The sequence below is a fragment of the Kitasatospora sp. NPDC059408 genome (assembly GCF_042751525.1).
GTDB lineage: Bacteria > Actinomycetota > Actinomycetes > Streptomycetales > Streptomycetaceae > Kitasatospora.
The window spans coordinates 43,454-66,686 of sequence record NZ_JBHYWI010000040.1; the positions used below are offsets into that span (position 1 = coordinate 43,454).

Consider the following 23,233-nt stretch of genomic DNA (forward strand, 5'->3'; position numbering starts at 1 on the left):
GCGGCCGTGCGGATCTGCATCATCGGCGCGGGCCTGGCCGGCACCCTGCTCGCCTGGCGGCTGCGGCGCGGCGCACCGGGCACCGACGTGTGCCTGATCACCGCCGCCACCCCGCCCGGCGAGGCCACCGCCGCCTCCGGCGGCCTGGTCCGCGGCTTCGAGCCGGACCCGGCCGCCTGCCGGCTCGCCGCCGAGAGCCTCGCCGAACTGCGCGCCGACCCGGCCCTCGCTGCCCTCGCCGAGTACCGCGAGACCGGCTCGCTGTACCTCACCGACGACCCCCCGCCCACCGCCCTGCTGGACCTCGTCGAGGACCGGCTGCCCGGCTCGGCCGAGCAGCTGACCGCGGCCGGCGCCGCCGAACGGTACGGGATCACCGGCCCCCCGGACGCCCACTACCTCGCCGAACGGCACGCCGGCTACCTCAGCCCGGACGCGCTGCGCCACGGCCTGCTCCGCGACCTCCTCGACCACGGCGGGCGCACCGTCGCGGGCCCGGCCCTGGCCGTCGGCCCCGGTTCGGTACGGCTGCCCGGCGGCACGCTCTCCTGCGACCTCACCGTCCTGGCCACCGGACGGCGGACCGGGCCGCTGCTGCGCCAGAGCGGCCTGGACCACCGCGAGCCCACCCGGCTGCGCGGCAAGCTCGTCCAGTACACCGTCCACCGGGCCGGCGGCCGCCGCCCGCCGTGCTTCGTCGACGGGACCACCGGGCTGTACGGGCGCCCGCACGGCCGCGGCGACGTGCTGCTCGGCGTGCCCACCGACTGCTGGGACGAGCACGCCGAACCGCTGCGTCCCCTCCCCGACCTGCGCCGGGAGACCGAACTGCTCGCCCTCCTGCGGCTGCCCGGCCTGCGGCTGGGCCGGGTGCGGCGCACCGTGGTGGCCGCCGACTGCTACAGCCCCTCGGGCCTGCTGGAGCTGCGCGCCACCACCGACCCGGCCGTCCACACCTTCACCGGCGGCAGCGGCGGCGCCGCCAAGTGCGCCCTGGCGGCCAGCCGCCGGGCCGCCCGCGACCTGCGGGTGCCGGGCTACCGCGACGACCTCGACGACCTCCTGGAGCTGTCATGACCAGCACGCTGCGGCGGGCCCTCGAAACCGTGTGCCCCGAGCGCGTGATCGACCCGCGCCACCCCCGCTACGACGCCACCCGGCAGCTCTTCAACGGCATGCACGACCGCCGCCCGCGGCTGATCGTGCTGCCCTGCGACCGCGAGGAGCTGCGCCGGGTCGTGCAGCTCGCCCGCGAGGCCGGCCTGCCGCTCGCGGTGCGCGGCGCCGGGCACAACATCGCCGGGACGGCCGGCGTGGACGACGGCGTGGTGATCGACCTGCGGCTGCTGGACCGGGTCCGGATCGACCCGCACCGCCGCACCGCCCGGGTGCAGGGCGGCGCGACCTGGGCCCAGTTCGACGCGGCCGCCTCCCGGCACGGACTGGCCGTCACCGGCGGCACGTTCGACACCACCGGCGTCGGCGGGCTGACCCTCGGCGGCGGGATCGGGCACCTGATGGGCCGCTACGGGCTCTCCTGCGACAACGTCCTGGAGTACTCGCTGGTCACGGCGGACGGCGACCGCCTGGCCGTCGACGCCGACACCGACCCCGAGCTGGACTGGGCGCTGCGCGGCGCCGGGCACAACTTCGGCGTCGTCGACGAGTTCGTGTTCCGGCTGCACCCGGTCACCACCGTCCACGGCGGCACGGTCGCCTACCCGGCGCACGAGATGACCCGGGCGGTCGAGCTGTTCCGGCGGCTCGGCACCGAAGGCCCCGACGGTCTGGTCTGCATCCTGCTGCTGGAGCGGTACGGGCCCGCGCAGGAGCCCGCCGCCGTCCTGAGCGTCTGCTACAGCGGCACCGACCCCGGCTACCCCGCGCTGCTCGACAAGCAGTTGCGCGAACCGGAGGTGCTGGACTGGCAGGTCGAGCGGCGCCCGTACCTGTCGATGCAGCAGTTCCTCGGCCGCCTGCCGTACGGGCTGCGCCACTACTGGAGCGCGCGCTGCACCGACGGGCTGCCGGACGAGCTGATCGCCGCGCTGGTCGAGCGGTTCCACGCCGGGCGCTGGCGCGGGGAGTTCAACGACACCGTCTACCTGGAGGCGTTCGGCGGGGCGGTGCGGCGGGAGCCCGAGCGGCCGTCCGCGGTGGGCTGGCGCACCGCGCGGTTCAACGTCACGGGCATGGCCATCTGGGAGGCGGCCGACGCCGACCCCGGGCGGATCGCGTGGGCCAGGTCGGTGGCGCGGGCCGCCGAGCCCTGGGGCACGTCCGGCGACGGTTACGTCAACTACCTGTCGGACCCGGAGGGTTCGGACACCGCGCGGGCCGTCCGGACGTACGGGGAGCGGGGGCACCAGCGGCTCGCGGCGCTCAAGCGGCGGCTGGACCCGGACAACGTCTTCCGCCCGGCGTTCGCCATCGCCCCGGCGACGGGGGCGTGAGGGCCGTGACCGGGGCGCGGATCGACTACAACAACCGCTTCTTCTCGGCGGACCCGGGCGGCTCGCCGGAGACCGCGGCCGCCGGGGAGTCCCCCGTCGGCCACTACCACCAGCTCGGCGACCTCGTCTGGGCCGAGTTCCGCGGCGGGAAGGTGCTCACCGGCCGCCTCGTCGGCACCTGCGGCCCCGACGGCGCGCTGCGGCTCGCCTACTGCCAGGTGCTCTCGGACGGCGGCGTGGTCGCCGGGGAGTGCACGAGCAAGCCGGAACGGCTGCCGGACGGGCGGCTGCGCCTCCGCGAGGAGTGGCGGCGGTCCGACGGCAGCAGCGGGGTCTCCCACATCGAGGAGGTCCGTGGCCGGACGGGGGGCTGACCCCGTCCGCCGGAAGCCCGGGCCCGGACGCGCTCCCCTGCCGCGTCCGGGCCCGTCCGCGTCACCCCTCCGACGGCCTCGCGCTCACTCCGCCTCGGGCAGGCCCGCGAACTTGGTCAGCAGCCGGGCGAAGTCGGAACGTTCCTGCACCGTCCAGCCGTCCGTGATGGTGCCGAAGTACTCCTGGCGCACCCGGTGCGAGAGGGCGGCCAGCTCCCGGCCCTCCTCCGTCAGCTCCAGGCAGATGCGCCGGCTGTCGGCCTGGGAGGCGACCCGGCGGACGTAGCCGGCCTCCACGCTCGCCGCCACCAGGCGGCTCGCCCGCGAGGGGTCGACGGCCAGGCGCTCGGCGACGAGGCCGACCGTGACCTCCTGGCCGGGGTGGTCGGGCTCCTCCTCGACCGCGTCCACCACGACGCTGTGCGACAGGTCGACGTCCCGGCCCAGCTGCGCGGTCACCAGCTTGCCCAGGGACCGCCTGGTCTGGTTGCGGCGGATCCGGACCATGGCCCGCTCGATGGCGGTCAGGGCCGGGTCCGGCGCGGCGGTGTCCGGGCGACGGGTGCTGGCGGGGGTCTCGGCGGCTCTGGTCATGGCACAAATATACGCGTTGACACGTGCAGAAGGCAGATCTATGCTCAACGCACATACTTTCTTCTGGCATCTATGTTCACGAGTCACATAGTTGCTAAAAGCATAGGGGTTGCCATGTCAACCGAGCCCGACACCACCAGCACCTCCTCCCCCGCGCCCGGCGAGGGCGCCATGCCCCACCGGCACGTGATGATCGTCTACTTCGGCCTGCTCCTCGCGATGCTGATGGCCACCCTGGACTCCTCGATCGTGGCCACCGCTCTGCCCACGATCGTCGGCGACCTCGGCGGTCTGAGCTCCATCGCCTGGGTCGGCGCGGCCTACATCCTGGCCTCCAGCGCCGTGATGCCGCTGGCCGGCAAGCTCGGCGACCTGCTGGGCCGCAAGCAGGTCTTCGTCGTCTCCACCGTCGTCTTCCTCGCCGGCTCCGCCGCCTGCGGGGCCGCCCAGACGATGGGCCAGCTGATCGCCTTCCGCGTCCTGCAGGGCATCGGCGCGGGCGGCGTGATGGCCGCCATGTTCGCCCTCACCGGGGACCTCTTCGGCCCGCGCGAGCGGGCGAAGTACCAGGGGTACTCGGCCGGCGTCTTCGCGCTGTCCGCGGTCGGCGGGCCGATCGCCGGCGGCTTCTTCGCCGAACACGTCACCTGGCGCTGGGTGTTCTACGTCAACCTGCCGATCGGCGCGGCCGCCCTCGTCCTGGTCGCCCTCTACCTGCGCGGCGCCCGCCGCCAAGAGCGGCCGCGGATCGACTACCTCGGGATGCTGCTGCTCTCCGGCGCGCTGGTGTGCCTCGTCCTGCTCACCAACTGGGCCGGCAGCACCTACGCCTGGGGCTCCCCCACCACCGTCGGCCTCGCGGTGGGCGGCGTGGCGCTGCTGGTCGGCTGGGTCGTCGTGGAGCGCTCGGCCGCCGAACCGGTCATCCCGCTCGGCCTGTTCCGCGACTCCACCTTCGACATCTGCAACGCCGTGGCCTTCGTCGGCGGGCTGACCGGCTTCGGCCTGGTCTTCTTCCTCCCGCTCTACCTGCAGATCTCCGCGGGCGCCGGCGCCACCAACTCCGGCCTCCTGCTGCTCCCGATGATGTTCGGGCTGATGCTCGCGTCCTTCGGCGTCGGCGGCGCGGTCGCCAAGTCCGGCCGCTACAAGTGGTACCCGGCCGCCAGCATGCTGGTCTCCGCCGTCGCGGCCTTCCTGATGTCCACCATGACGGCCGACACCAGCCGCTTCCTGTCCGGGCTCTACATGTTCCTGCTCGGCGTCGGGGCGGGCCTGTCCCAGCAGGTCGTCGTGGTCGCGGTGCAGAACGCCGCGCCCCGCGCGGACCTGGGCGCCGCCACCTCCACCGTCACCTTCAGCCGGATGCTCGGCACCTCCTTCGGCGTCTCGATCTTCGCGACCGTCCTCACGAGCCGCCTCACCCACGAGATCCCGACGTACGTCCCGGACGGCGCCGCGAACGGCATCGCCGCCAACGGCGGCATCTCACCCGAGGCGCTGCGCCGGCTGCCCGACACCGTCCGGCACGGCCTGGCCCAGGCCTACGCCCACGCGCTCAGCCCGGTCTTCCTGATCGCCGGGTTCATCCTCCTCGTCGGGCTCGCCGCGGCGGTCTTCCTCAAGGACATCACGCTCGAACAGCGCGGCTGGGGCGCCGAGGAGCCGCCCGAGGCCCCCAGCGCCCCCGCCCACGCCGCCCCGCAGAGCAGCTGAGGAGCCCTGCCATGCCCCTGCTCAAAAGCTCAGCCCTGCTCAAGAAGCTCGCCCTCCTGCCGGCCGGCGCCCGCTCCAAGTGGCTGGTCCTGGTCCTGTGGCTGCTGCTCGCCGGCGTGGCCGCGCCCCTCGGCGCCCAGCTGATCGGCGCCCAGAGCAACGACATCACCCAGTGGCTCCCCAGGGGCGCGGAGTCGACCAAGGCCCTGGAGACGGGGCGGGACCACTTCGGCATCGGCGACGTGCTGCCGGCCAGCATCGTCTACTCCCGCCCCGGCGGCATCACCGCCGACGACACCGGCAAGGCCGATCGCGACCGCGCCGCCTTCGCCCGCTACGGCGGCACGCCGCCCCCGCTCTCCCCGTCCGGGGACGGCCGGGCCCTGCTGCTCACCGTCCCGCTCACCATGCAGGGCGCGGACGGGTTCACCCGGCTCGTCGACGACGTCAAGGCCATCCGGCACGACGCCCACGCCGACGCCCCGGCCGGGCTCGACGTCCAGGTGACCGGCCCGGCCGGCGCCGCCGCGGACCAGTCCGCCGTGTTCGGCGGCGTCGACGGCCCGCTGCTGCTCACCACGGTCGCGGTGGTGGCGATCCTGCTGATCGTCACCTACCGCAGCCCGGTGCTCTGGCTGGTGCCGCTGCTGACCGTGGGCATCAGCTCGTCGCTGGCCAACGCCGTGGTGTACCTGCTGGTCAAGCACGCCGGCCTGGTGGTCACCGGGCAGAGCACCAGCGTCCTGACCGTCCTGGTCTTCGGCGCGGGCACCGACTACGCCCTGCTGCTGATCGCCCGCTACCGCGAGGAGCTGCGCCGCCACGAGGACCGGCACGAGGCCATGCGCAGCGCGCTGCGGCGGACGCTCCCGGCCGTCGTCGCCTCCGCGACCACCGTGACGCTGGGTCTGCTCTGCCTGCTGGCCGCGCGGATGAACTCGACCCGCGGGCTCGGCCCGGTGGCGGCGATCGGCATCGTGGTGGCCCTCGTGTCGATCACCGTGCTGCTGCCCGCGCTGCTGGTGATCCTCGGCCGCGGGCTCTTCTGGCCGTTCGTCCCGCGCCCGGTGTGGACGGGCCCGGGTGAGCCGGAGTCCGGCCCGTGGGGCCGGGTCGGCGCCGCCGTCGCCCGCCGGCCCCGCCCGGTCTGGCTGGCCAGCGCGGTGGCCCTCGCCGCGTGCGCGATCGGTGCGCTCGGCCTGCACTCCGGGCTCTCCCCGAGCGAGGCCTTCACCGGCAAGCCCGAGTCGGTGACCGGCCAGACCGTCCTCGCCGCGCACTACCCGGCCGGCTCCTCCGCGCCGCTGGACATCTACGCCGCCGCGGCCAGGGCCGAGCAGGTGACGGCCGCCGTCCACGGCCTGCCCGGGGTGGCCGCGGTCTCGCCCGCCCAGACCTCCGGCGACCGGCTGCGCATCCAGGCCCTGCTCAGCGATCCGCCCGGCAGCAAGGCCGCCGAGGCCACCGTCGGGCACATCCGCACCGCCGTGCACGACACGGCGGACCCCGGGGCGCTGATCGGCGGCAGCACGGCCCAGAGCCTGGACGTCGCCGACACCACCACGCACGACGAGCGGCTGGTGATGCCGCTGGTGCTCGCCGTCGTCCTGCTCGTCCTGATGGTGCTCCTGCGCTCCCTGGTGGCGCCGGTGCTGCTCCTGGCGAGCGTGGTGCTGTCCTTCGGCGCGGCGCTCGGCGCCTCCGTCCTGCTCTTCCGCGCCCTCGGGCACCCGCACTCGGACGAGTCGCTGCCGCTGATGGGCTTCCTCTTCCTCGTCGCGCTGGGGGTCGACTACACGATCTTCATGATGACCAGGGCCCGCGAGGAGACCGCCCGGATCGGCCACTCCCGCGGCGTGGTGCGCGCGCTCGCCGTGACGGGCGGGGTCATCACCAGCGCCGGCCTCGTCCTGGCCGCCACGTTCGCGGCACTCGGGGTCCTGCCGTCGGTCGGCATGCTGCAACTGGGCGTCCTGGTCGCGGTGGGCGTGCTGCTGGACACCCTCGTGGTGCGCACCCTCCTGGTGCCGGCCCTCGCGCTGGACATCGGCCCACGGCTGTGGTGGCCGGGCCGCCCGGGCCCGGCCCGGATCCCCGGCCCCCGCAACAGCGCCGCGGCGAGCACACCCGAGCCCGACGGCGTCCGCTGACGACACGGGCCCGACGGAACGGCGCCGACAGCACGTCCACGCAACACCCGCCCACGCAGAACCCATCCACGCAGAACCCGTCCACTGAACGAGCGGAGAGCGAGGGAACAATGACGACCGGATCCCGCCGCGACTGGATCTCCGAGGCCGAACGCGAGGCGGTGGCAGCCCAGTTGTGCGAGCAGTTCAGCCGGAGCCTGCTGACCAAGGCCGAGTTGGAGACGCGCCTGGACGACACCTTCGCGGCCGAGACCCACGAGGCGCTGCGTCACGTCACGGCCGACCTCCCGGCGGTGCGGCGCTCCACGCCGGCCGGGGCCGCCCCACCGGCCCGGATGCGGGCGGCCCGGGGCACCCGGCGCCCGCTGCGGCTCCGCGAGCGCCACGGCACGCGGGCGCTGGTGTACTCGATCGGCCTTTGGGCCGCCGGCGGACTCCTGTTCGGCGCCGGCTGGCTGGGCTCCGGGCCGGCGCGGCTGCTGATCCTGCTGGGGCTGGCGGCGATCCTGGTCGGCGGCCGGCCGCGCAGGTCACGCCGGTGGCGGCCGGCCGACGATCCCGGGCGACGCCTCGGGGCGTTCGGCCCGAGGGAGTGGCGCACGCGCTGGTGACCGCGCTGGTGGCCGCGATGGTGCCCGCAATGGCGACCACGGTCGTAGCCGCGCTGGTGACCGCGCTGGTGGCTCCGGCGTGACCGGGCGATGAGCGGAGTGGTGGTGGACGGGCCGAGCCGGCCGGTCCACCACCACCGTCGTTCCGGGGCCACGGGCGCCCCGGGGCCAGGACGTTCCGGGGCCACGGCGCCCCGGGCCCCAGGTGTCCCAGGCCCACGGCGTCCCGGCCCCAAGGCGTCCCGCGGCGGCTCAGCCCGCGGGCGGCACGTCCGCCGAGAGCATCTGCAGTCGCCGCATGGCCGCGGCGCCGAAGAGCCCCTGACCCGCGTCCCGCGCACCTGCCAGGAACGGGCGCAGCGCGCCCTCCGTCCGCGGGGCGAGCCCGTCCGCGTGCAGCCGGCGGACCACGGCGTCGAACTCCCCGTCGTACTGCACCGCCCACACGAGGTGCTCGTCCTTGACGAAGGCCGCCGAGGCGATCAAGGGGTCCCCGTCCTCGGCCGGCTTGCGCAGCACCTCGCCCTGCACCCGCTCGAAGACGGCGCCGATCTCGTCCTCGTCGGCTCCCGGCGCGATCCGCTGGGTCCACGCCGCCAGCTGCGCCGAGCGCTCCTCGCGGAACTCCTGGAACACGCAGGTCATCAGCGCGTTCTGGAAGTACTGCTGGAAGCCCTCCACGGTCTCGGTGTCACGTGGCACCTGGAGGTACGGGCCGAGCTTGCGCTCCGCCTCCTTGACCCCCTGCTGGCCGCCCATGTGCCGGCCGATCTGCCGCAGGTCCCCCTCGAACTGGACCACGCGGGTCATGAGTTCGCCCTCGATGAAGAGCCCGGTCGAGACGTTGCGGCCGGCCGCCCGCCCCTCCTCGTCCCGGTACTCCGCCGAGTCGGCCCGGCGGAAGCTCCCCTCGGCGAAGATCTCCGCGATCTCCTCCTCGTGTCCGAGCCGAACCTTGTAACCGATCGCGATGAATGCCATGGCCGCGCCTCCGGGTTGCTGGGATGGTCCGGGCCGCATGATGCCCGCGCGCGGTCCACGCCGGATCGAGGACCGCTGGGAGGGCCCGGCGACGGCATGCATCGGCCGGTCACGAACTCCGTCGAGCTGACTCACCGTCAAGAATCTTCAGTGATCCTCCAGTCGGCCCGGAGGTCCGATCGCCACGATGGGGCGTCGATCCACCTCGAAGGCCCACGGATGGAGAAGGCATGCCCAAGTCGGACCGCACGCTGATCGTCGCGCGGATGGACCCCGCCGACGCGCCGGAGGTCGCCCGGATCTTCGCCGAGTCGGACGCCACCGAGCTGCCGCACCTGATCGGCGCCACCCGGCGCACCCTGTTCCGCTTCCACGACCTGTACTTCCACCTCGTCGAGTCGCAGGCGGACATCACCCCCGACCTCTACAAGGCCCGCAGCCACCCGCTGTACCAGGAGATCCACGACCGGCTGGCGGAGTACATGCGGCCGTACGACCCGGCGTGGGCCGAGCCCAAGGACGCGATGGCCCAGCCGTTCTACACCTGGCAGCGCGGCTGAGATGGAGGCCCTGCGCATCCTGCTGCCGGTCGCCCTGCTGGGCAACGGGCTCGCCGCGGGCGGGCTGATGATCGCCGTGCTGGGCGGCGCCCCGCTGCTGCTGTCGCTCCCGACCGAGCGGTACGTCGTCACCCACCAGTTCATGGTCACCCGGTTCGATCCGTTCATGCCGGCCTGCATGGTGGCCGCGCTGATCTGCGACGTCGGACTCGCGCTCGTGACCGGCACCGCCCTGACCGCGGCGCTCTTCGGGCTCTGCGCGCTGCTGCTGGTGGGCGCCATGGTGGTCTCGCTCGCCAAGAACGTCCCGATCAACCGGTGGATCGCCACCGTGGACCCGCAGGCGCTGCCGGACAACTGGACGGAGATCGACCCGAGGGTCCGGTGGAGCAACTGGAACCGGGTCCGTACCGCGCTGGTCCTGGCCGCGCTCGCGGTGCTCGTCCTGAACACCGGCCTGCTCCTGCACGCCAACTGACGCACGATCGATTCGAAGAGGATCCCCATGAGCGTTGACACGGTGACCGGCGGCCCGCCCGACGCGCGGTCGCTGCCCGCCCCGGTCCGGCTGATCCTGCTCACCAACGGCCGGCGGATCAGCGAAGTCCTGCACGTGGTCGCCGAGTTGCGCATCGCCGACCTGCTGGCCGACCACCCGCGGACGGTGGCCGAGCTGGCCGGGCTCACCGACAGCCACGAGGAGTCGCTCTACCGCGTGCTGCGCTGTGCCGCCGCCTTCGGGCTGGTGACGGAGGAGGAGGACCGCCGCTTCGCGGAGAACGAGCTCACCGTCGGCCTGCGCAGCGACATCCCGTTCGGGGTGCGCGACCTGGTGCTCTACAACGGCTCCGAGTCGGTGCGCCGCCCGTACGGCGAGATCCTGCACACCGTGCGCACGGGCCGCCCGGCGTTCGAGCACGTCTTCGGGCGCCCGTTCTTCGCCGGGGACGGCGCCGCGGACACCGGCACCACGGACACCGGCACCACCCAGCACACCGGCGCCACCCAGGACGACGTTGCCGCCGGGGAAGGCACCGAACCCGTCGGCACCGGCGCCCTGTTCGACCGCGCGATGACGCAGATGAGCCGGTCCACCACGCACCTGTTCACCTCCCAGTACGACTTCACCCGCTTCTCGCGGATCGCCGACATCGGCGGCGGCCAGGGCTTCTTCCTGAGCGCCGTCCTGAACGCCGTGCCCGGCGCCACCGGGGTCCTCCTGGACCGGCCGCACGTCGTCAAGGACGCCGCACACCACCTGGCCGAGGCCGGGGTCGCGGAGCGCGTCTCGATCGTCCCCGGCAGCTTCTTCCACCCGCTGCCCGCCGACTGCGACGCCTACCTCCTCAAGCAGGTGCTGCACGACTGGGACGACGAGCACGCCGTGCGCATCCTGCGGGGCGTCCGCGACGCGCTCGGCGACCGCGCCGAGGGCCGGCTGCTGGTCCTCGACCACGTGGTGGCCGGTCCCAACGAGTGGGACCAGGGCAAGTTCCTGGACGTCGACATGATGCTCCGCTTCGGCGGCCGCGAGCGCACCCTCCGCGAGTGGCAGGACCTGCTGACCGCCGCGGACTTCGCCCTCGCCAACCGGCCCGCCACCGGCCGCTGGGCGGTCCTCGAAGCCCGGCCCCTCCCCCGGGCCCGGTCCGGCCGGGCGGCCTGAGCGGCCCCGGCACCCCGTACCGACGACACACCCGACACCAAGAGATGAGGCACCCGAGCGTCATGAGCATCGATCTGACCGGCAAGCGGATCCTGGTCACCGGCGGCAGCCGCGGCATCGGCCGCGGCATCGTCCTCGCGCTGGCCCGGGCCGGCGCCCGGACCGTCGCCTGCTACCGCACCGAGAGCCCGGCCGTGGAGAGCCTGCGCGGGGAGCTGGCCGCCACCGGCGGCGAGCACCACCTCGTCCAGGCCGACGTGAGCGTGCCGGAGGACGTCGAGCGGCTGGTCTCCACCGCGAAGGAGCGCTTCGGCGCGCTGGACGTCGTGGTCAACAACGCCGGCGTGATCAGCCACGTCCCCTTCCCCGAACTGCCGCTGGAGGAGTGGCGGCGGGTGCTGGACACCAACCTCACCGCCCCGTTCCTGGTGATCCAGAAGTCGCTGCCGCTGCTGTCGGCCGGCTCCTCGGTGATCACCGTGGGCTCGCGGGCCGCGGTGATCGGCATCCCGCTGCGCGCCCACTACACCGCGTCCAAGGCCGGCCTCATCGGCCTGACCCGCTCGCTGATGAAGGAGCTCGGCCCGAAGGGCATCCGGGTCAACCTGGTCGCCCCGGGCGTCATCGAGACCGAGGAGTTCGAGACCGCGCCGCCGGAGGAGGTGGCCCGGGTCAAGTCCCGCTACCAGGGCCTGACCGGCCTCGGCCGGCTCGGCACCCCGGACGAGATCGCCGGCGCGGTGCTCTTCCTGTCCAGCGACCTCTCCGCGTACGTGACCGGCGAGACCATCCACGTGGACGGGGGGATCTGAGCCGTGGCCGAGCGATCCAAGGTCTTCCGGGTGCTGCTGCGCGCCGAGATCAAGCCCGAGCTGGAGCAGGACTTCGAGCGCACCTGGCTGGAGATCGGGTCCACCGTGACCGACCACCCCGCCAACCTCGGCCAGTGGCTGATGCGCAGCGAGGAGGAGGACGGCCTCTACTTCATCGTCAGCGACTGGGTGGACGAGCCGAGGTTCCGGGAGTTCGAGTCGAGCGACCAGCACCTGGACCACCGCAAGCGGCTGCACCCGTTCCGGTCCGGCGGCGCCATGTGGACCACCACGGTCCTGCACGCCCTGGAGAAGCGGTGACCACCGGCCGGACGCCGACCACGGGACGGGTGAGGATCATGCTCTTCTGCCAAGTCCCCTCCGGTGAGCAGGAGTCGGCGATCGAGGAGGCCTACCACCGGATCAGCGGCGACCTGGCCGGCACCCCCGGCCTGCTCGGCAACGAGCTCCTCCGCTCGCTGATCGACGACGGCGCGTTCGCCGTGATGAGCGAGTGGGAGAGCGCCGAGGCCTTCAAGCGCTGGGACGAGGGGCCCGACCACAAGGGCCAGACCTCGCCGCTGCGCCCGTACCAGGACGCCGCGCGCTCCCGTCCCTGGGATATGTACACCGTCCGGGCCGCCTACTGAGGGCCCGTCACCGGGCGCCCACCGGCACCGCGGACCCTCCCCGTCCGCGGTGCCGTACGCCGTTGCGCGTCGGACACCGTTGCGCGCCGTACGCCGTTGTGCGCCGTACGCCGTTGTGCACCGGACACTGTTGCGCGCCGGCCGCCCGGACACCCGTTCCCCTCCACCGCGCCGCCGTCGAAGGGAAGTGCCATGTCTCCACCGGCCGACGGGTGCCGGGCCAGGCGCCTCGCCTCGGCGGCGGTCCGCACGCTCGCCCTGGCCCTGCGCATCACGGGCGGCCTGTACGGCCCGTTCGACCCGGGCGGGCACCTCTCCCCGCCGCCGGACGGTACCGCCCGGCGGCCGCCGGACGGCCGGCTCAGCCGGGCCGAAAAGCGGTTGTGGGAAGAGCTCGTGGAACGGCTCCGCTGACCGCGCACGGACACCCGCGGGCAAAACCGCGGGCGAACCCGCGAGTAGGAATTCCGGCGGCCCGCGGCCGCGGAAAACGAATCCGGAAAAATCCGCCGAACATTTGGATTCGGCCAGCACAGCACTGGACATGCACGAGCAGGCGGTGGAATTGTCTGCTGCCGAGCCCAGCGGCCGCCGAAGGAGCACCGATGTCCGACCTCGCAGAGCCTCGAATCATCGCCTGGGCCGGAGCCGACGAACGGGCGGAGGAAACGGCGCGGACCGAACTCGCCGACCGGCTGGCAGCCGCCGCCCCGGACGGCCCCGACAGCCCCGACGGCCCCGACGGCCCGGGCAGGATCGACGGGATCGCCGACGACGCGGCCCGGCGCCTCGCCGACATCCCGCCCGCCCACCGGGCGGTGCGCGGAGCACTCGTGGCCTCCTCCGTCCGGGAGGCCGCCGAGCTCCTGCGGACGGACCGCGCGCTGCGCCGGGACACCCGCCGGCAGCCGCCCCGGCCGGTCGGCCTGCTCTTCCCCGGCCACGGCTCGCAGCACCCCCGGATGGGTGCCGGGCTCTACGGCCACGACGCCGCGTTCAGCGCCGCGATGGACGACTTCTTCGCCGCCGTCGGCCCCACCGGCCCGATGCTGCGCGAGGCCTGGCTGGCCGAGGACCCCGAACGCCGGATCGACGAGGGGGAGCTCGGCCAGCCGCTGCTGTACGCGGTGGGGCACGCGCTCGCCCGGATGCTGGCCGGCTGGGGCCTGCGGCCCGCGGCCGTGCTCGGCCACAGCGTGGGCGAGCTGGTGGCCGCGACCGTCGCCGGGGTGCTCCGGCCGCGCGACGGCGCCCGGCTGATGGCCGCCCGCTCCCACACGTACGCGCCGGTGGTCCCCGGCGGGCTGGTCACGGTCGCCGCCTCGGCGCGCGAGCTCGCCCCGTTCGCCGTGGGCGACGTGAGCGTCGCGGTCGTCAACGGCCCCCGCCAGACCGCCCTCGGCGCCCCGACGGCGGCACTGGCGGCACTGGAGCGCGACCTGCGGCTGGCCGGCTTCGTGGCCCGCCGGACGAGGATCCGCCAGCCCTTCCACACCCCGCACGCCGTGCCCGCCGCCGAGCTCTTCGAACCGGCCTTCGCCGCGGTCGCCCTGCGGCCGCCCGAGCTGCCGGTGTACTCCTCCGCGACCGCCGCCCCGGTCCGCCCCCACGAGGCGCTCCGTCCGCGCTTCTGGGCCCGGCAGATGTCGGATCCGGTGCTCTTCGGCCCGGCCCTGGACCGCCTGCTCGCCGACCACCGCCTGCTGCTGGTCGAGGCCGGCCCCGGCCAGGCCCTGACCGCGCTCGCGCTGCGCCACCCCGCCGTGACCGCCGGCCGCAGCGCGGCCGTCGGCCTGCTTCCCGCCCGCCCCGGCGGCGACGGCTCCCGGAACGGGCGGGCCGACCGCGAGGCCGCCCTCCGGGCCGCGGCCCGGATCTGGGTGGAAGGCCACCAGCTGGACCGGACCGCGCCGAACTGAAACGCGTCCTGGTCCCGGCTCCGAGGGGATTCCCCCGAATTCCCCCGGAGTCCCCGGATTTCCCGGGAAAACCAAAACCCTCACCACATGAAAACAGGGGGAGCAATGGATTATTCGGTACTCGGGACCCTCGCCGCCCGGGACGGTGAAATCGACCGGACGCCCAGTGCCCCGAAACTCCGAAGGGTGTTGGCCACCCTGCTGCTGAGAGCCAACAAGCTGGTGCTGGCCGAAACGCTGGCCGAGGAACTCTGGCAGGACAATCCGCCGACCAGTGCGACCGCCACCCTGCAGACCTACATCTACCAGCTCCGCAAGTCGTTCGGGAGCGACGGCCGCGACCGCGAGAGCATCATCCGGACGCGGACCGAGCCCTCCGGCTACGTCCTGTCCGCCGATCCCGACCACCTCGACCTGGTGCGCTTCCAGGCCCTGGTGCGCGAGGGCCGGCACGCGCTGGAGACGAACCGGCCGGAGCGGGCGTCCGAGGTGCTCCACCAGGCGCTCGACCTGTGGCAGGGGCCGGTCTTCGGCGGCGTCGTGTGCGGGCCGGTCCTGCAGTGCCACGCGACCTTCCTGGAGGAGGAACGGATGAACGCCCTGGAGATGCGGATAGACGCGGACCTGCGGCTCGGCCTGCACCGCGAGCTGGTCTCCGAGCTCAAGACGCTCGTGGTGGCCCACCCGCTGCACGAGTGGTTCCACAGCCGCCTCATGATGGCGCTCCACTCCTCGTCCCGGCAGGGCGAGGCGCTCGACGTGTACCAGTCCTACCGCCGGCGGCTGCGCGACGAGCTGGGCCTCGAACCCGGCCTGGCGATGCAGCGCGCCCAGCAGGACATTCTCAACAGCACTTTGCAGCCGACCTTCTGACGTAACGTCATGTTGATGCGCTGATCGGCCGACGGCGGTCGGCGACCGGCCAGGGCACTCCGCCGGAGCCCCGGCCGGCCGGTTCCCGTCCACGGGTCGGTCCGGGCCGCTACGGCCTCCGCCCCACGGCGAGCGCAGCGTCACGGCCCGCGACGGAGGCAGCGTCACGGCCCGCGACGTGCTCGCGGATCACCCGCACGATCGAGGCCAGGTCGGTGCCGGGCCCGAAGACCTCACCCACCCCCTGGGCCCGCAGCTCGTCGGCGTCCTCGGCCGGGACGATCCCACCCAGGAGCACCAGCACGTCCTCCAGGCCCAGCTCGGACAGCCCCTCCAGCACCGGTGGCACCAGCGCGAGGTGGTTCCCGGAGAGGCTGGACAGCCCGAGCACGTCGGCGTCCTCCGCCAGCACGGCCTGCACGATCTGCTCCGGCAGCTGGTTGCCGAGGTACACCACTTCCATCCCGTGCTGCACCAGGTGGCGGCTGACCACCATGACGCCGCGGAAATGCGAGTCGAGGCCGGGTTTGGCCATCACCACACGGATGCGCTCCATCGACGATTCCTCCTCTTGAGTCGAGCCGAAGTCCGGTCAGATGAGCGGCTGGTGCCAGCCGCCGTGCAGGCTGCGGAAGACCTCGCAGCACTCGCCGAGCGTCGCCCCGGCCCGCGCCGCGTCGAGCAGGCCCGGCATGGTGTTGCGGCCGCCGACGGCCGCCGCGCGCACCTCCTCCAGCGCCAGGCGCACCCGCGCCGCGTCCCGGGCCGCCCGCACGCGGGCCAGGCGGCGCCGCTGCGCCTCGATGGTGGCCGGCACCCGGAACGGTTCGATCCGCAGCGGCTCCTCGTCGTCCCGGAACCGGTTGACGCCGACGACGGTCCGGCTGCCCTCGTCGAGCTCCAGCTGCCGGTCGTACGCCCGGCCGGCCAGCTGCTTGTGCACCCAGCCCTGGTCGACGGCCGCGACCAGGCCGCCCATCGCGTCGATCCGGTCCAGGAGGACGCCCACCCGGCGCTCGATCTCGTCGGTCAGGTGCTCGACGTAGTAGCTGCCCGCCAGCGGATCGGCGGTCCGGTCGACGCCCGTCTCGTGGCGCAGGATCAACTGCGTGTGCAGCGCGGTGAGCGCCGCCTGTTCCGAGGGGATGCACAGCGCCTCGTCGTAGGCGCTGACGTGCAGCGACTGCGCGCCGCCCAGCACCGCCGCGAGGGCCTGGTACGCGGCCCGGGTGATGTTGTTGAGCGGCTGACGTGCCGTCAGTGCGGAGCCTGCGGTCTGGACGTGGTAGCGGAGCATCAGGCTGCGGGGGTCCGCCGCCTTCAGCCGCTCCTCGAAGACCCGGGCGTAGACCCGGCGGGCGGCACGGTACTTGGCGACCTCCTCGAAGAAGTCGCTGTCCGCGCTGAAGAAGGCGGTGAGCCGGCCGGCGAAGGAGTCCACGGGGTGGCCCCGGCGGACCATCTCCTCGGCCGTCGCGACGGCGTGGGCCACGACCAGCGCGACCTCGTGCACCGCGTCGGCGCCGGCCTCGCGGTAGTTGTAGCCGGTGTAGCTGATCGCGTTCCAGCGCGGCACCTGCCGGAGGCAGAACTCCACGACGTCGGTGGACAGTCGGAAGGAGAAGGCAGGCTCCAGCACGCTGGGCGCGGTGAGCACCACCGTCTCCATCATGAAGTCGTTCTGCAGCGTGCCGCGCAGGTCGGCGAAGGCGTACCCGCGCCGCTCGGCGGCGGCGAGGTAGAACGCGAGCACCGCCCCGGCCGCGACCGGGTGCGAGAGCACCAGCGAGACGCTCACCCGGTCGAGCGGGATCCCCTCGTACAGGGCGAGCATGTCCTCGACCCCGTCGATCGCGACGCCGCCCTGGCCGGCGTCCGCACGCGCGATCGGCTCGTCGCTGTCGTAGCCGCGGTTGGTCGGGAAGTCGAAGACGGTGTTGACCGCGGTGGCCCCGGAGTCCAGCAGCATGCGCAGCCGCCGGTTGGTGTGGTCCGCGGTGCTGTACCCGGCCAACTGGCGTACCGCCCATGGCCGTTCACGGTACATCCCGGCCCGGGTGCCACGGGTGAACGGAGCCCGGCCCGGCAGCTCGGCGGCGCGCTCGCCGGGCAGGTCCCCGGGGCCGTAGCAGGGCTTGACCGGCAGCCCGGACTCGGTGAGGACCGGTTCGGCGACGTCGGGTCCGGTGGAAGCGGGTCCGGTGGACGCAGGTCCGGTGGACGCAGGTCCGGTGGACGCAGGTCCGGTGGACGCGGGTTCCGTCACGGCAGTCTCACCACCTGCGCGGCGAAGGTGAGTCCGGCCCCGAAGCCGATCAGCAGCGCGAGCGAGCCGGACTCGACCCGGCCGGTGGTGAGCAGCCGCTCGATCGCCAGCGGGATGGAGGCCGAGCTGGTGTTGCCGGCCGTCTCGATGTCGTCGGCCACCACCACGTGGCCGGGCAGCCCGAGTTCGCCGACCAGCACGTCGGTGATCCGCATGTTCGCCTGGTGCGGGACGAAGGCGGCCAGGTCCGCGAAGGTGATCCCGGCCTCGGCCACCGCCCTGCGGGCGACGGCCACCATCTCGTCCACCACCCAGCGGAAGACCCGGCGGCCGTCCATCCGCATGACCGGCACCGGCGCGGCCGGGTCGCGCAGGCGGTCGCCCCAGGAGCCGCTCATCACGACGGCGTCCAGCTGCCGCCCGTCGGCGCCCCAGACCACCGGGCCGACGCCCGGTTCGGCGGACGGGCCGAGCACGACCGCGCCGGCCCCGTCGGCCAGCAGGAAGGCGATCTGCCGGTCCGCCGGGTCGACCAGGTCGGTCAGCCGCTCCACGCCGACCACCAGGGCGTGGTCGGCGGTGCCGGTCCTGATCATCGCCGCGGCGGTCTCGATCGCGTAGCAGAAGCCGGCGCAGGCCGCGTTGAGGTCGAAGGCGGCCGCGCCGACCGCGCCGGCCCGGGTCGCGACGTCCACCGCGAGCGGCGGCAGCGAGACCAGGTTGGTCGTGCTCGCCGCGATGACGAGGCCGATGTCGCGCGGGTCCACGCCGGCCGCGGCGATCGCCTTCGCGGCCGCCGCCGCGCCCATCACCGCGAGCGTCTCCTCCGGTTCGGCGAAGCGGCGCAGCCGGATGCCGGAGCGCGACTCGATCCACTCCTCGGTCGAGTCGATCGCCTCGCACACCTCCCGGTTGTCCACCACCCGGCGCGGCCGGTAGTCGCCGACCCCGATGATCCGGCCGTACCTCGGCCCGGCCCGGCCTCCCGCCCTCAACACACCACTCAGCTCCTCTCGGCACAGCCATCCGTGGAGGGATCGTCGCCGGTGGCCCTCCACGGTGCATCGAGCACGTCTGAAGCGGCCGGGACCGTTCAGGGTCCTTCTAGGACGGCCCGAGCGCGCCTTGCCAAGGTGAGCGGCAAGAGCCCGCGAGCCGCGAGGAGGCACGAACGTGAACGACCTGGTCAACCACGGTCTGGGGCTGGTGGCCCTGCTGGGCAGCGGCATCGTCTCCGGGGTCTTCTTCGCCGTGGCCATCAGTGTCATCCCCACGGCCATGGCGCTCTCCGTCGACCGGTACGTGGAGATCCACAAGCTGCTGGGGCGCCACTACGACCCCACCATGCCGATCATCGTGATCTCCGCGGGGCTGGCCGACTTCGCGCTGGGCGGCACGGCCGACCGGGCCTGGATCCGGGTGCTCACCGTTCTGGCCGGCCTCGCGCTGGCCGGCGTGGCGGTGGTCTCCCGGGCCTGCAACGTGCCGATCAACCGCCAGGTCAAGCTGGTCGAGTCGGGTGCCGTGCCGGAGGGCTGGCGCGATCCGCGGCCGCTGTGGCGGGACTGGCACCACCTGCGGACGGCGCTGGCCATGGTCGCCCTCGTGGGCAACGCGGTCGCGGTCACCTGGGGGGCCTGAACCGATGGAATCCCGCTACCGCCGCTCCCTCGCGCTCGGCCGCTACCGGCCCGCCGTCCCGCTGGACCTGCCCGACCGCACCTGGCCCTCGCGCCGGATCACCCGGGCGCCGCGCTGGCTCTCCACCGATCTGCGCGACGGCAACCAGGCGCTGATCGACCCGATGTCACCGGCCCGCAAGCGCCGGATGTTCGACCTCCTGGTCGCGCTGGGCTACCGGGAGATCGAGGTCGGCTTCCCGGCCTCCGGGCAGGCCGACTTCGACTTCGTCCGCTCGATCATCGAGCAGGACGCCATCCCCGACCACGTGACCGTCTCGGTGCTCACCCAGGCGCGGGACGACCTCATCGGGCGGACCGTCGAGTCGCTGGCCGGCGCCCGGCGCGCGACCGTGCACCTCTACAACGCGACCGCGCCGCTCTTCCGCCGGGTGGTCTTCGGCGTCGACCGCGACCAGTGCCGGGCGATCGCCGAGCAGGGCACCCGTCTGGTCCTCGAACACGCCGGAAAGCTGCTCGGCGACGCGACCGAACTCGGCTACGAGTACAGCCCGGAGATCTTCACCGACACCGAGCCGGAGTTCGCACTGGAGGTCTGCGAGGCGGTGGCGGACGTCTGGCAGCCCGACGAGGGGCGCGAGCTGATCCTCAACCTCCCTGCGACAGTGGAGCGTTCGACGCCCAACGACTACGCCGACCGGATCGAGTGGATGTCCCGGAACCTGACGAGGCGTCAGCACATCTGCCTGTCCGTCCACCCGCACAACGACCGCGGCACCGCCGTCGCCGCCGCCGAGCTCGCCGTCATGGCCGGCGCCGACCGCGTCGAGGGCTGCCTGTTCGGCCAGGGCGAGCGCACCGGCAACGTCGACCTCGTCACCCTGGCCATGAACCTCTACACCCAGGGCGTCGACCCCGGCGTCGACCTCTCCGACATCGACGCGGTCCGCCGCACCGCCGAGCACTGCACCCGGTTGGAGGTGCACCCGCGCCACCCCTACGCGGGCGACCTCGTCTACACCTCCTTCTCCGGCTCCCACCAGGACGCCATCAAGAAGGGCTTCGAGGCGATGGCCGCCGAGGCCGAGGCGCTCGGCCGGCCGGTGGACGAGGTCCCGTGGGCCGTGCCCTACCTGCCCGTCGACCCCCGGGACGTCGGGCGCGGCTACGACGCCGTGATCCGCGTCAACTCCCAGTCCGGCAAGGGCGGGGTCGCCTACGTGCTGCGGACCGGGCACGGGCTCGACCTGCCGCGCCGCCTTCAGATCGAGTTCGCCAAGGCCGTCCAGGCCCGCACCGACGACCTCGGCGGCGAGGTCGCGCCCGAGGAGATCTGGCGGCTCTTCCGCGCCGAGTACCTCACCGAGCGCGCACCGCTGGCCCTGCTCAGCCACGACACCGCCACCGGCGACGACGGCCGCGACACGCTCACCGCGGCCGTCCGCCTCGACGGCGCGATCCACCGGCTGCACGGCACCGGCAACGGGCCGATCGACGCCTTCGCCGACGCGCTCGCCGGGATCGGCGTGGACCTCCACGTGCTCGACTTCCGCGAACACGCGCTCGCCGCCGGCAGCAACGCCCGCGCCGTCGCGTACGTGGAGTGCGCCCTGCACGGCCGGACGGTGTGGGGCGTGGGCATCGCCACCGGGATCGTCCGCGCCTCGCTCGCCGCCGCCGTGAGCGCCGTCAACCGCGCCGGCGCCGCCACCCCCGCCGCCGCCACCCCCGGCCAGGAGGCCTGACGTGCTCACCAGCCGCTTCCCCGCCCACGACCCCGATCCGGTGCAGCTCCTCGACCCGGCCGGCCGCCGGGTCGCCCACCCCGACCACGAGCTCGACCTCACCCCCGAGGAGTACCGGGCGCTCTACCGCGACATGGTGCTGGTGCGCCGGATCGACACCGAGGCCACCGTCCTCCAGCGCCAGGGCGAACTCGGCCTGTGGGCCTCGCTCCTCGGCCAGGAGGCCGCCCAGATCGGCGCCGGACGGGCACTGCGCCCGCAGGACTTCGTGTTCTCCAGCTACCGCGAGCACGGCGTCGCCTGGTGCCGGGGCATCCCCCCGATCGACCTCCTCGGGTTCTGGCGCGGCACCGCCCACGGCAGTTGGGACCCGTACCGGGCCGGCATGGCCAACTACCAGGTGGTGGTGGGCGGCCACGCCCTGCACGGCGTCGGCTACGGCATGGGCCTGCGGCTCGACGGCGCCGACGGCGCGGTGCTGGTCTGCTTCGGCGACGGCGCGACCAGCCAGGGCGACGTCCACGAGGCCTTCACCTACGCGGCCGTGTTCGACGCCCCGGTGGTCTTCTACTGCCAGAACAACCACTGGGCGATCTCCGAGCCGCTCTCCCGGCAGACCCGCGTCCCGCTGTACCGGCGCGCCCACGGATACGGCTTCCCCGGCGTCCGGGTGGACGGCAACGACGTGCTCGCCACGCTCGCGGTGACCGACGCGGCCCTGGAGCACGCCAGGTCCGGCTCGGGACCGGTGCTGATCGAGGCCGTCACCTACCGGATGGCCCCGCACACCACCTCCGACGACGCCACCCGCTACCGCTCCCCCGACGAGGTCGCCGAGTGGGCCGCACGGGACCCGATCACCCGCCTGCGGGCCTACCTGGAGCACGAGCGGTTCGCCGACCCCGCGTTCTTCACCGCCCTCGACGAGGAGGCCGACCGGCTGGCCGTCCGGCTGCGCACCGAGTGCCGCGCCCTGCCCGACCCCGGGCCGACGGCCGTGTTCGACCACGTCTACGCCGGACCGCACCCGCTGATCGACGCCGGGCGCGCCCGCCTCACCGAGTTCCTCGACCAGTTCACGGACGGACCGGAAGGGACCCGCACATGGAGCTGACCCTCGCCAAGGCCCTCAACGCCGGCCTCCGCAAGGCCATGGAGGCCGACCGCAGGGTGGTCCTGCTCGGCGAGGACGTCGGCCGCCTCGGCGGCGTCTTCCGGATCACCGACGGGCTGCACAAGGACTTCGGCGGCGACCGCGTGATCGACACCCCGCTCGCCGAGTCGGGGATCGTCGGCACCGCCATCGGCCTCGCCTTCCGCGGCTACCGGCCGGTCTGCGAGATCCAGTTCGACGGCTTCGTCTATCCCGCGTACGACCAGATCGTGGCCCAGCTCGCCAAGCTCCGCGCCCGCACCGGCGGCCGGGTGGCCATGCCGGTCGTCGTGCGGATCCCGTTCGGCGGCGGGATCGGCGCGGTGGAGCACCACAGCGAGTCGCCGGAGGCGTACTTCGCCCACACCGCGGGGCTGCGGGTGGTCACCTGCGCCCGGCCCGCCGACGCGTACTGGATGATCCAGCAGGCGGTGGCCTGCGACGACCCGGTGATCTTCTTCGAGCCCAAGCGCCGCTACTGGGACAAGGGCGAGGTCGACCCGGCGGCCGGCGCGCCGCTGCCGCTCCACTCGGCCGAGGTGGTCCGCCCGGGCACCGACCTCACCCTCGTGGGGTACGGGCCGACGGTCCGGCTCTGCCTGGAGGCCGCCGGGGCCGCCGCCGCGGAGGGCCGCAGCCTGGAGGTGGTCGACCTGCGCTCGCTCTCGCCGCTGGACGTGCCCACCGTCCGGGACTCGGTGGTGCGGACCGGGCGGCTGGTCACCGTCCACGAGGCGCCCGGCCAGCTGGGCGTGGCCGCCGAGCTCGCCTGCCGCATCACCGAGGCGTGCTTCTACTCCCTCCAGGCGCCCGCACTGCGGGTGACCGGCTTCGACACCCCGTACCCGCCGTCCCGCCTGGAGGACGTCTACCTGCCGGACCTGGAGCGGGTGATGGACTGCGTGGAGCAGTCGCTGTCGCACTGAACGAGCGCGCGTGCGCCGAGGTGGGGGCCGGCGGGCGGCCCCGGCCCCCCCCGGGGGGGGGGGGGGGGGGGATTTGGAGCCCCCCCCCGCCGGGTTGTGGGGGGGGGGGTCCCACCCCCCCCCCCCCCCCCCCGCCGCCAACCC

The 23,233-nt window shown here is 74.0% G+C and carries 24 protein-coding genes; 19 read left to right on the forward strand and 5 right to left on the reverse strand.

Annotated features, from left to right (window positions below; all coding sequences use genetic code 11):
• The first annotated feature begins 6 nt into the window (after nucleotides 1-6).
• From ACFXDE_RS25300 to ACFXDE_RS25310, 3 genes are read left to right on the forward strand one after another with little or no spacing between them, the layout of a single operon-like run.
• Nucleotides 7-1,077, forward strand: a complete 1,071-nt coding sequence (locus tag ACFXDE_RS25300; RefSeq protein ID WP_380448983.1) for an NAD(P)/FAD-dependent oxidoreductase — start codon at nucleotides 7-9, stop codon at nucleotides 1,075-1,077.
• The gene (locus ACFXDE_RS25305) at nucleotides 1,074-2,453 is read left to right on the forward strand and encodes an FAD-binding oxidoreductase (protein WP_380497042.1); all 1,380 of its coding nucleotides are present in this window, start codon (nucleotides 1,074-1,076) and stop codon (nucleotides 2,451-2,453) included. The genes ACFXDE_RS25300 and ACFXDE_RS25305 overlap by 4 nt, the downstream gene beginning before the upstream one ends.
• 5 nt (nucleotides 2,454-2,458) lie before the next feature.
• Complete coding sequence (locus ACFXDE_RS25310; protein ID WP_380497043.1) at nucleotides 2,459-2,827, forward strand: hypothetical protein; 369 nt, start codon at nucleotides 2,459-2,461, stop codon at nucleotides 2,825-2,827.
• An 84-nt stretch (nucleotides 2,828-2,911) separates the two neighbouring features.
• Here ACFXDE_RS25310 and ACFXDE_RS25315 read toward each other — a convergent pair whose 3' ends face one another.
• Nucleotides 2,912-3,421, reverse strand: coding sequence for a MarR family winged helix-turn-helix transcriptional regulator (locus ACFXDE_RS25315; RefSeq protein WP_380497045.1), 510 nt, complete (start codon nucleotides 3,419-3,421; stop codon nucleotides 2,912-2,914).
• A gap of 114 nt (nucleotides 3,422-3,535) precedes the next feature.
• Here ACFXDE_RS25315 and ACFXDE_RS25320 point away from each other — a divergent pair, with 114 nt between their 5' ends.
• From ACFXDE_RS25320 to ACFXDE_RS25330, 3 genes are all read left to right on the forward strand, one after another.
• A complete protein-coding gene (locus ACFXDE_RS25320) occupies nucleotides 3,536-5,137 on the forward strand; it encodes an MDR family MFS transporter (RefSeq protein ID WP_380497046.1) in 1,602 nt (533 codons plus the stop codon).
• Nucleotides 5,138-5,148: 11 nt separating this feature from the next.
• Entirely contained in the window at nucleotides 5,149-7,287 is a 2,139-nt protein-coding gene (locus ACFXDE_RS25325; RefSeq protein WP_380497047.1) for an MMPL family transporter, read from the forward strand.
• A gap of 110 nt (nucleotides 7,288-7,397) precedes the next feature.
• Nucleotides 7,398-7,898 (forward strand): DUF1707 domain-containing protein, encoded by a 501-nt coding sequence (locus tag ACFXDE_RS25330; protein WP_380497048.1) that lies wholly within the window; start codon nucleotides 7,398-7,400, stop codon nucleotides 7,896-7,898.
• Nucleotides 7,899-8,150: 252 nt separating this feature from the next.
• On the opposite strand, the gene ACFXDE_RS25335 is transcribed toward ACFXDE_RS25330, so the two are convergent.
• Entirely contained in the window at nucleotides 8,151-8,879 is a 729-nt protein-coding gene (locus ACFXDE_RS25335; protein ID WP_380497049.1) for a SchA/CurD-like domain-containing protein, read from the reverse strand.
• A gap of 230 nt (nucleotides 8,880-9,109) precedes the next feature.
• On the opposite strand from ACFXDE_RS25335, the gene ACFXDE_RS25340 reads away from it, so the two are divergent.
• The 9 genes from ACFXDE_RS25340 to ACFXDE_RS25380 all read left to right on the forward strand — a co-directional run bounded on the left by ACFXDE_RS25340 (nucleotide 9,110) and on the right by ACFXDE_RS25380 (nucleotide 15,359).
• Entirely contained in the window at nucleotides 9,110-9,439 is a 330-nt protein-coding gene (locus ACFXDE_RS25340; protein WP_380445945.1) for a TcmI family type II polyketide cyclase, read from the forward strand.
• Nucleotide 9,440: 1 nt separating this feature from the next.
• On the forward strand, nucleotides 9,441-9,917 hold the full coding sequence (locus ACFXDE_RS25345; protein ID WP_380497050.1) for an anthrone oxygenase family protein: 477 nt from the start codon (nucleotides 9,441-9,443) through the stop codon (nucleotides 9,915-9,917).
• A 27-nt stretch (nucleotides 9,918-9,944) separates the two neighbouring features.
• Nucleotides 9,945-11,105, forward strand: coding sequence for a methyltransferase (locus ACFXDE_RS25350; protein WP_380497051.1), 1,161 nt, complete (start codon nucleotides 9,945-9,947; stop codon nucleotides 11,103-11,105).
• Between the two features lie 62 nt (nucleotides 11,106-11,167).
• Nucleotides 11,168-11,917: an SDR family NAD(P)-dependent oxidoreductase gene (locus ACFXDE_RS25355; protein WP_380497052.1), complete on the forward strand. Its 750-nt coding sequence runs from the start codon at nucleotides 11,168-11,170 to the stop codon at nucleotides 11,915-11,917.
• Nucleotides 11,918-11,920: 3 nt separating this feature from the next.
• Nucleotides 11,921-12,238, forward strand: coding sequence for an antibiotic biosynthesis monooxygenase family protein (locus ACFXDE_RS25360; protein ID WP_380445941.1), 318 nt, complete (start codon nucleotides 11,921-11,923; stop codon nucleotides 12,236-12,238).
• Nucleotides 12,239-12,276: 38 nt separating this feature from the next.
• The gene (locus ACFXDE_RS25365; protein ID WP_380497053.1) at nucleotides 12,277-12,567 is read left to right on the forward strand and encodes an antibiotic biosynthesis monooxygenase family protein; all 291 of its coding nucleotides are present in this window, start codon (nucleotides 12,277-12,279) and stop codon (nucleotides 12,565-12,567) included.
• A gap of 192 nt (nucleotides 12,568-12,759) precedes the next feature.
• Nucleotides 12,760-12,981 (forward strand): hypothetical protein, encoded by a 222-nt coding sequence (locus ACFXDE_RS25370; RefSeq protein ID WP_380497054.1) that lies wholly within the window; start codon nucleotides 12,760-12,762, stop codon nucleotides 12,979-12,981.
• A 191-nt stretch (nucleotides 12,982-13,172) separates the two neighbouring features.
• A complete protein-coding gene (locus ACFXDE_RS25375; RefSeq protein ID WP_380497055.1) occupies nucleotides 13,173-14,486 on the forward strand; it encodes an acyltransferase domain-containing protein in 1,314 nt (437 codons plus the stop codon).
• A gap of 105 nt (nucleotides 14,487-14,591) precedes the next feature.
• On the forward strand, nucleotides 14,592-15,359 hold the full coding sequence (locus ACFXDE_RS25380; RefSeq protein WP_380497056.1) for a BTAD domain-containing putative transcriptional regulator: 768 nt from the start codon (nucleotides 14,592-14,594) through the stop codon (nucleotides 15,357-15,359).
• Nucleotides 15,360-15,468: 109 nt separating this feature from the next.
• On the opposite strand, the gene ACFXDE_RS25385 is transcribed toward ACFXDE_RS25380, so the two are convergent.
• Genes ACFXDE_RS25385 through ACFXDE_RS25395 form a run of 3 tightly spaced genes read right to left on the reverse strand, consistent with a single transcriptional unit; the run spans nucleotide 15,469 to nucleotide 18,623 of the window.
• Complete coding sequence (locus ACFXDE_RS25385; RefSeq protein WP_380497057.1) at nucleotides 15,469-15,915, reverse strand: cobalamin B12-binding domain-containing protein; 447 nt, start codon at nucleotides 15,913-15,915, stop codon at nucleotides 15,469-15,471.
• 36 nt (nucleotides 15,916-15,951) lie between these two features.
• Complete coding sequence (locus ACFXDE_RS25390; protein WP_380497058.1) at nucleotides 15,952-17,625, reverse strand: methylmalonyl-CoA mutase; 1,674 nt, start codon at nucleotides 17,623-17,625, stop codon at nucleotides 15,952-15,954.
• Nucleotides 17,622-18,623, reverse strand: coding sequence for a beta-ketoacyl-ACP synthase 3 (locus ACFXDE_RS25395; protein ID WP_380445934.1), 1,002 nt, complete (start codon nucleotides 18,621-18,623; stop codon nucleotides 17,622-17,624). The genes ACFXDE_RS25390 and ACFXDE_RS25395 overlap by 4 nt, the downstream gene beginning before the upstream one ends.
• 175 nt (nucleotides 18,624-18,798) lie before the next feature.
• On the opposite strand from ACFXDE_RS25395, the gene ACFXDE_RS25400 reads away from it, so the two are divergent.
• The 4 genes from ACFXDE_RS25400 to ACFXDE_RS25415 are packed head-to-tail and all read left to right on the forward strand — an operon-like array spanning nucleotide 18,799 to nucleotide 23,089.
• A complete protein-coding gene (locus ACFXDE_RS25400; RefSeq protein ID WP_380445933.1) occupies nucleotides 18,799-19,266 on the forward strand; it encodes an anthrone oxygenase family protein in 468 nt (155 codons plus the stop codon).
• Nucleotides 19,267-19,270: 4 nt separating this feature from the next.
• Nucleotides 19,271-21,010: a 2-isopropylmalate synthase gene (gene leuA / locus ACFXDE_RS25405; RefSeq protein WP_380497059.1), complete on the forward strand. Its 1,740-nt coding sequence runs from the start codon at nucleotides 19,271-19,273 to the stop codon at nucleotides 21,008-21,010.
• Between the two features lies 1 nt (nucleotide 21,011).
• The gene (gene pdhA, locus ACFXDE_RS25410) at nucleotides 21,012-22,124 is read left to right on the forward strand and encodes a pyruvate dehydrogenase (acetyl-transferring) E1 component subunit alpha (RefSeq protein ID WP_380497060.1); all 1,113 of its coding nucleotides are present in this window, start codon (nucleotides 21,012-21,014) and stop codon (nucleotides 22,122-22,124) included.
• The gene (locus ACFXDE_RS25415) at nucleotides 22,115-23,089 is read left to right on the forward strand and encodes an alpha-ketoacid dehydrogenase subunit beta (protein ID WP_380445930.1); all 975 of its coding nucleotides are present in this window, start codon (nucleotides 22,115-22,117) and stop codon (nucleotides 23,087-23,089) included. The genes pdhA and ACFXDE_RS25415 overlap by 10 nt, the downstream gene beginning before the upstream one ends.
• The last annotated feature ends 144 nt before the right edge of the window (nucleotides 23,090-23,233 follow it).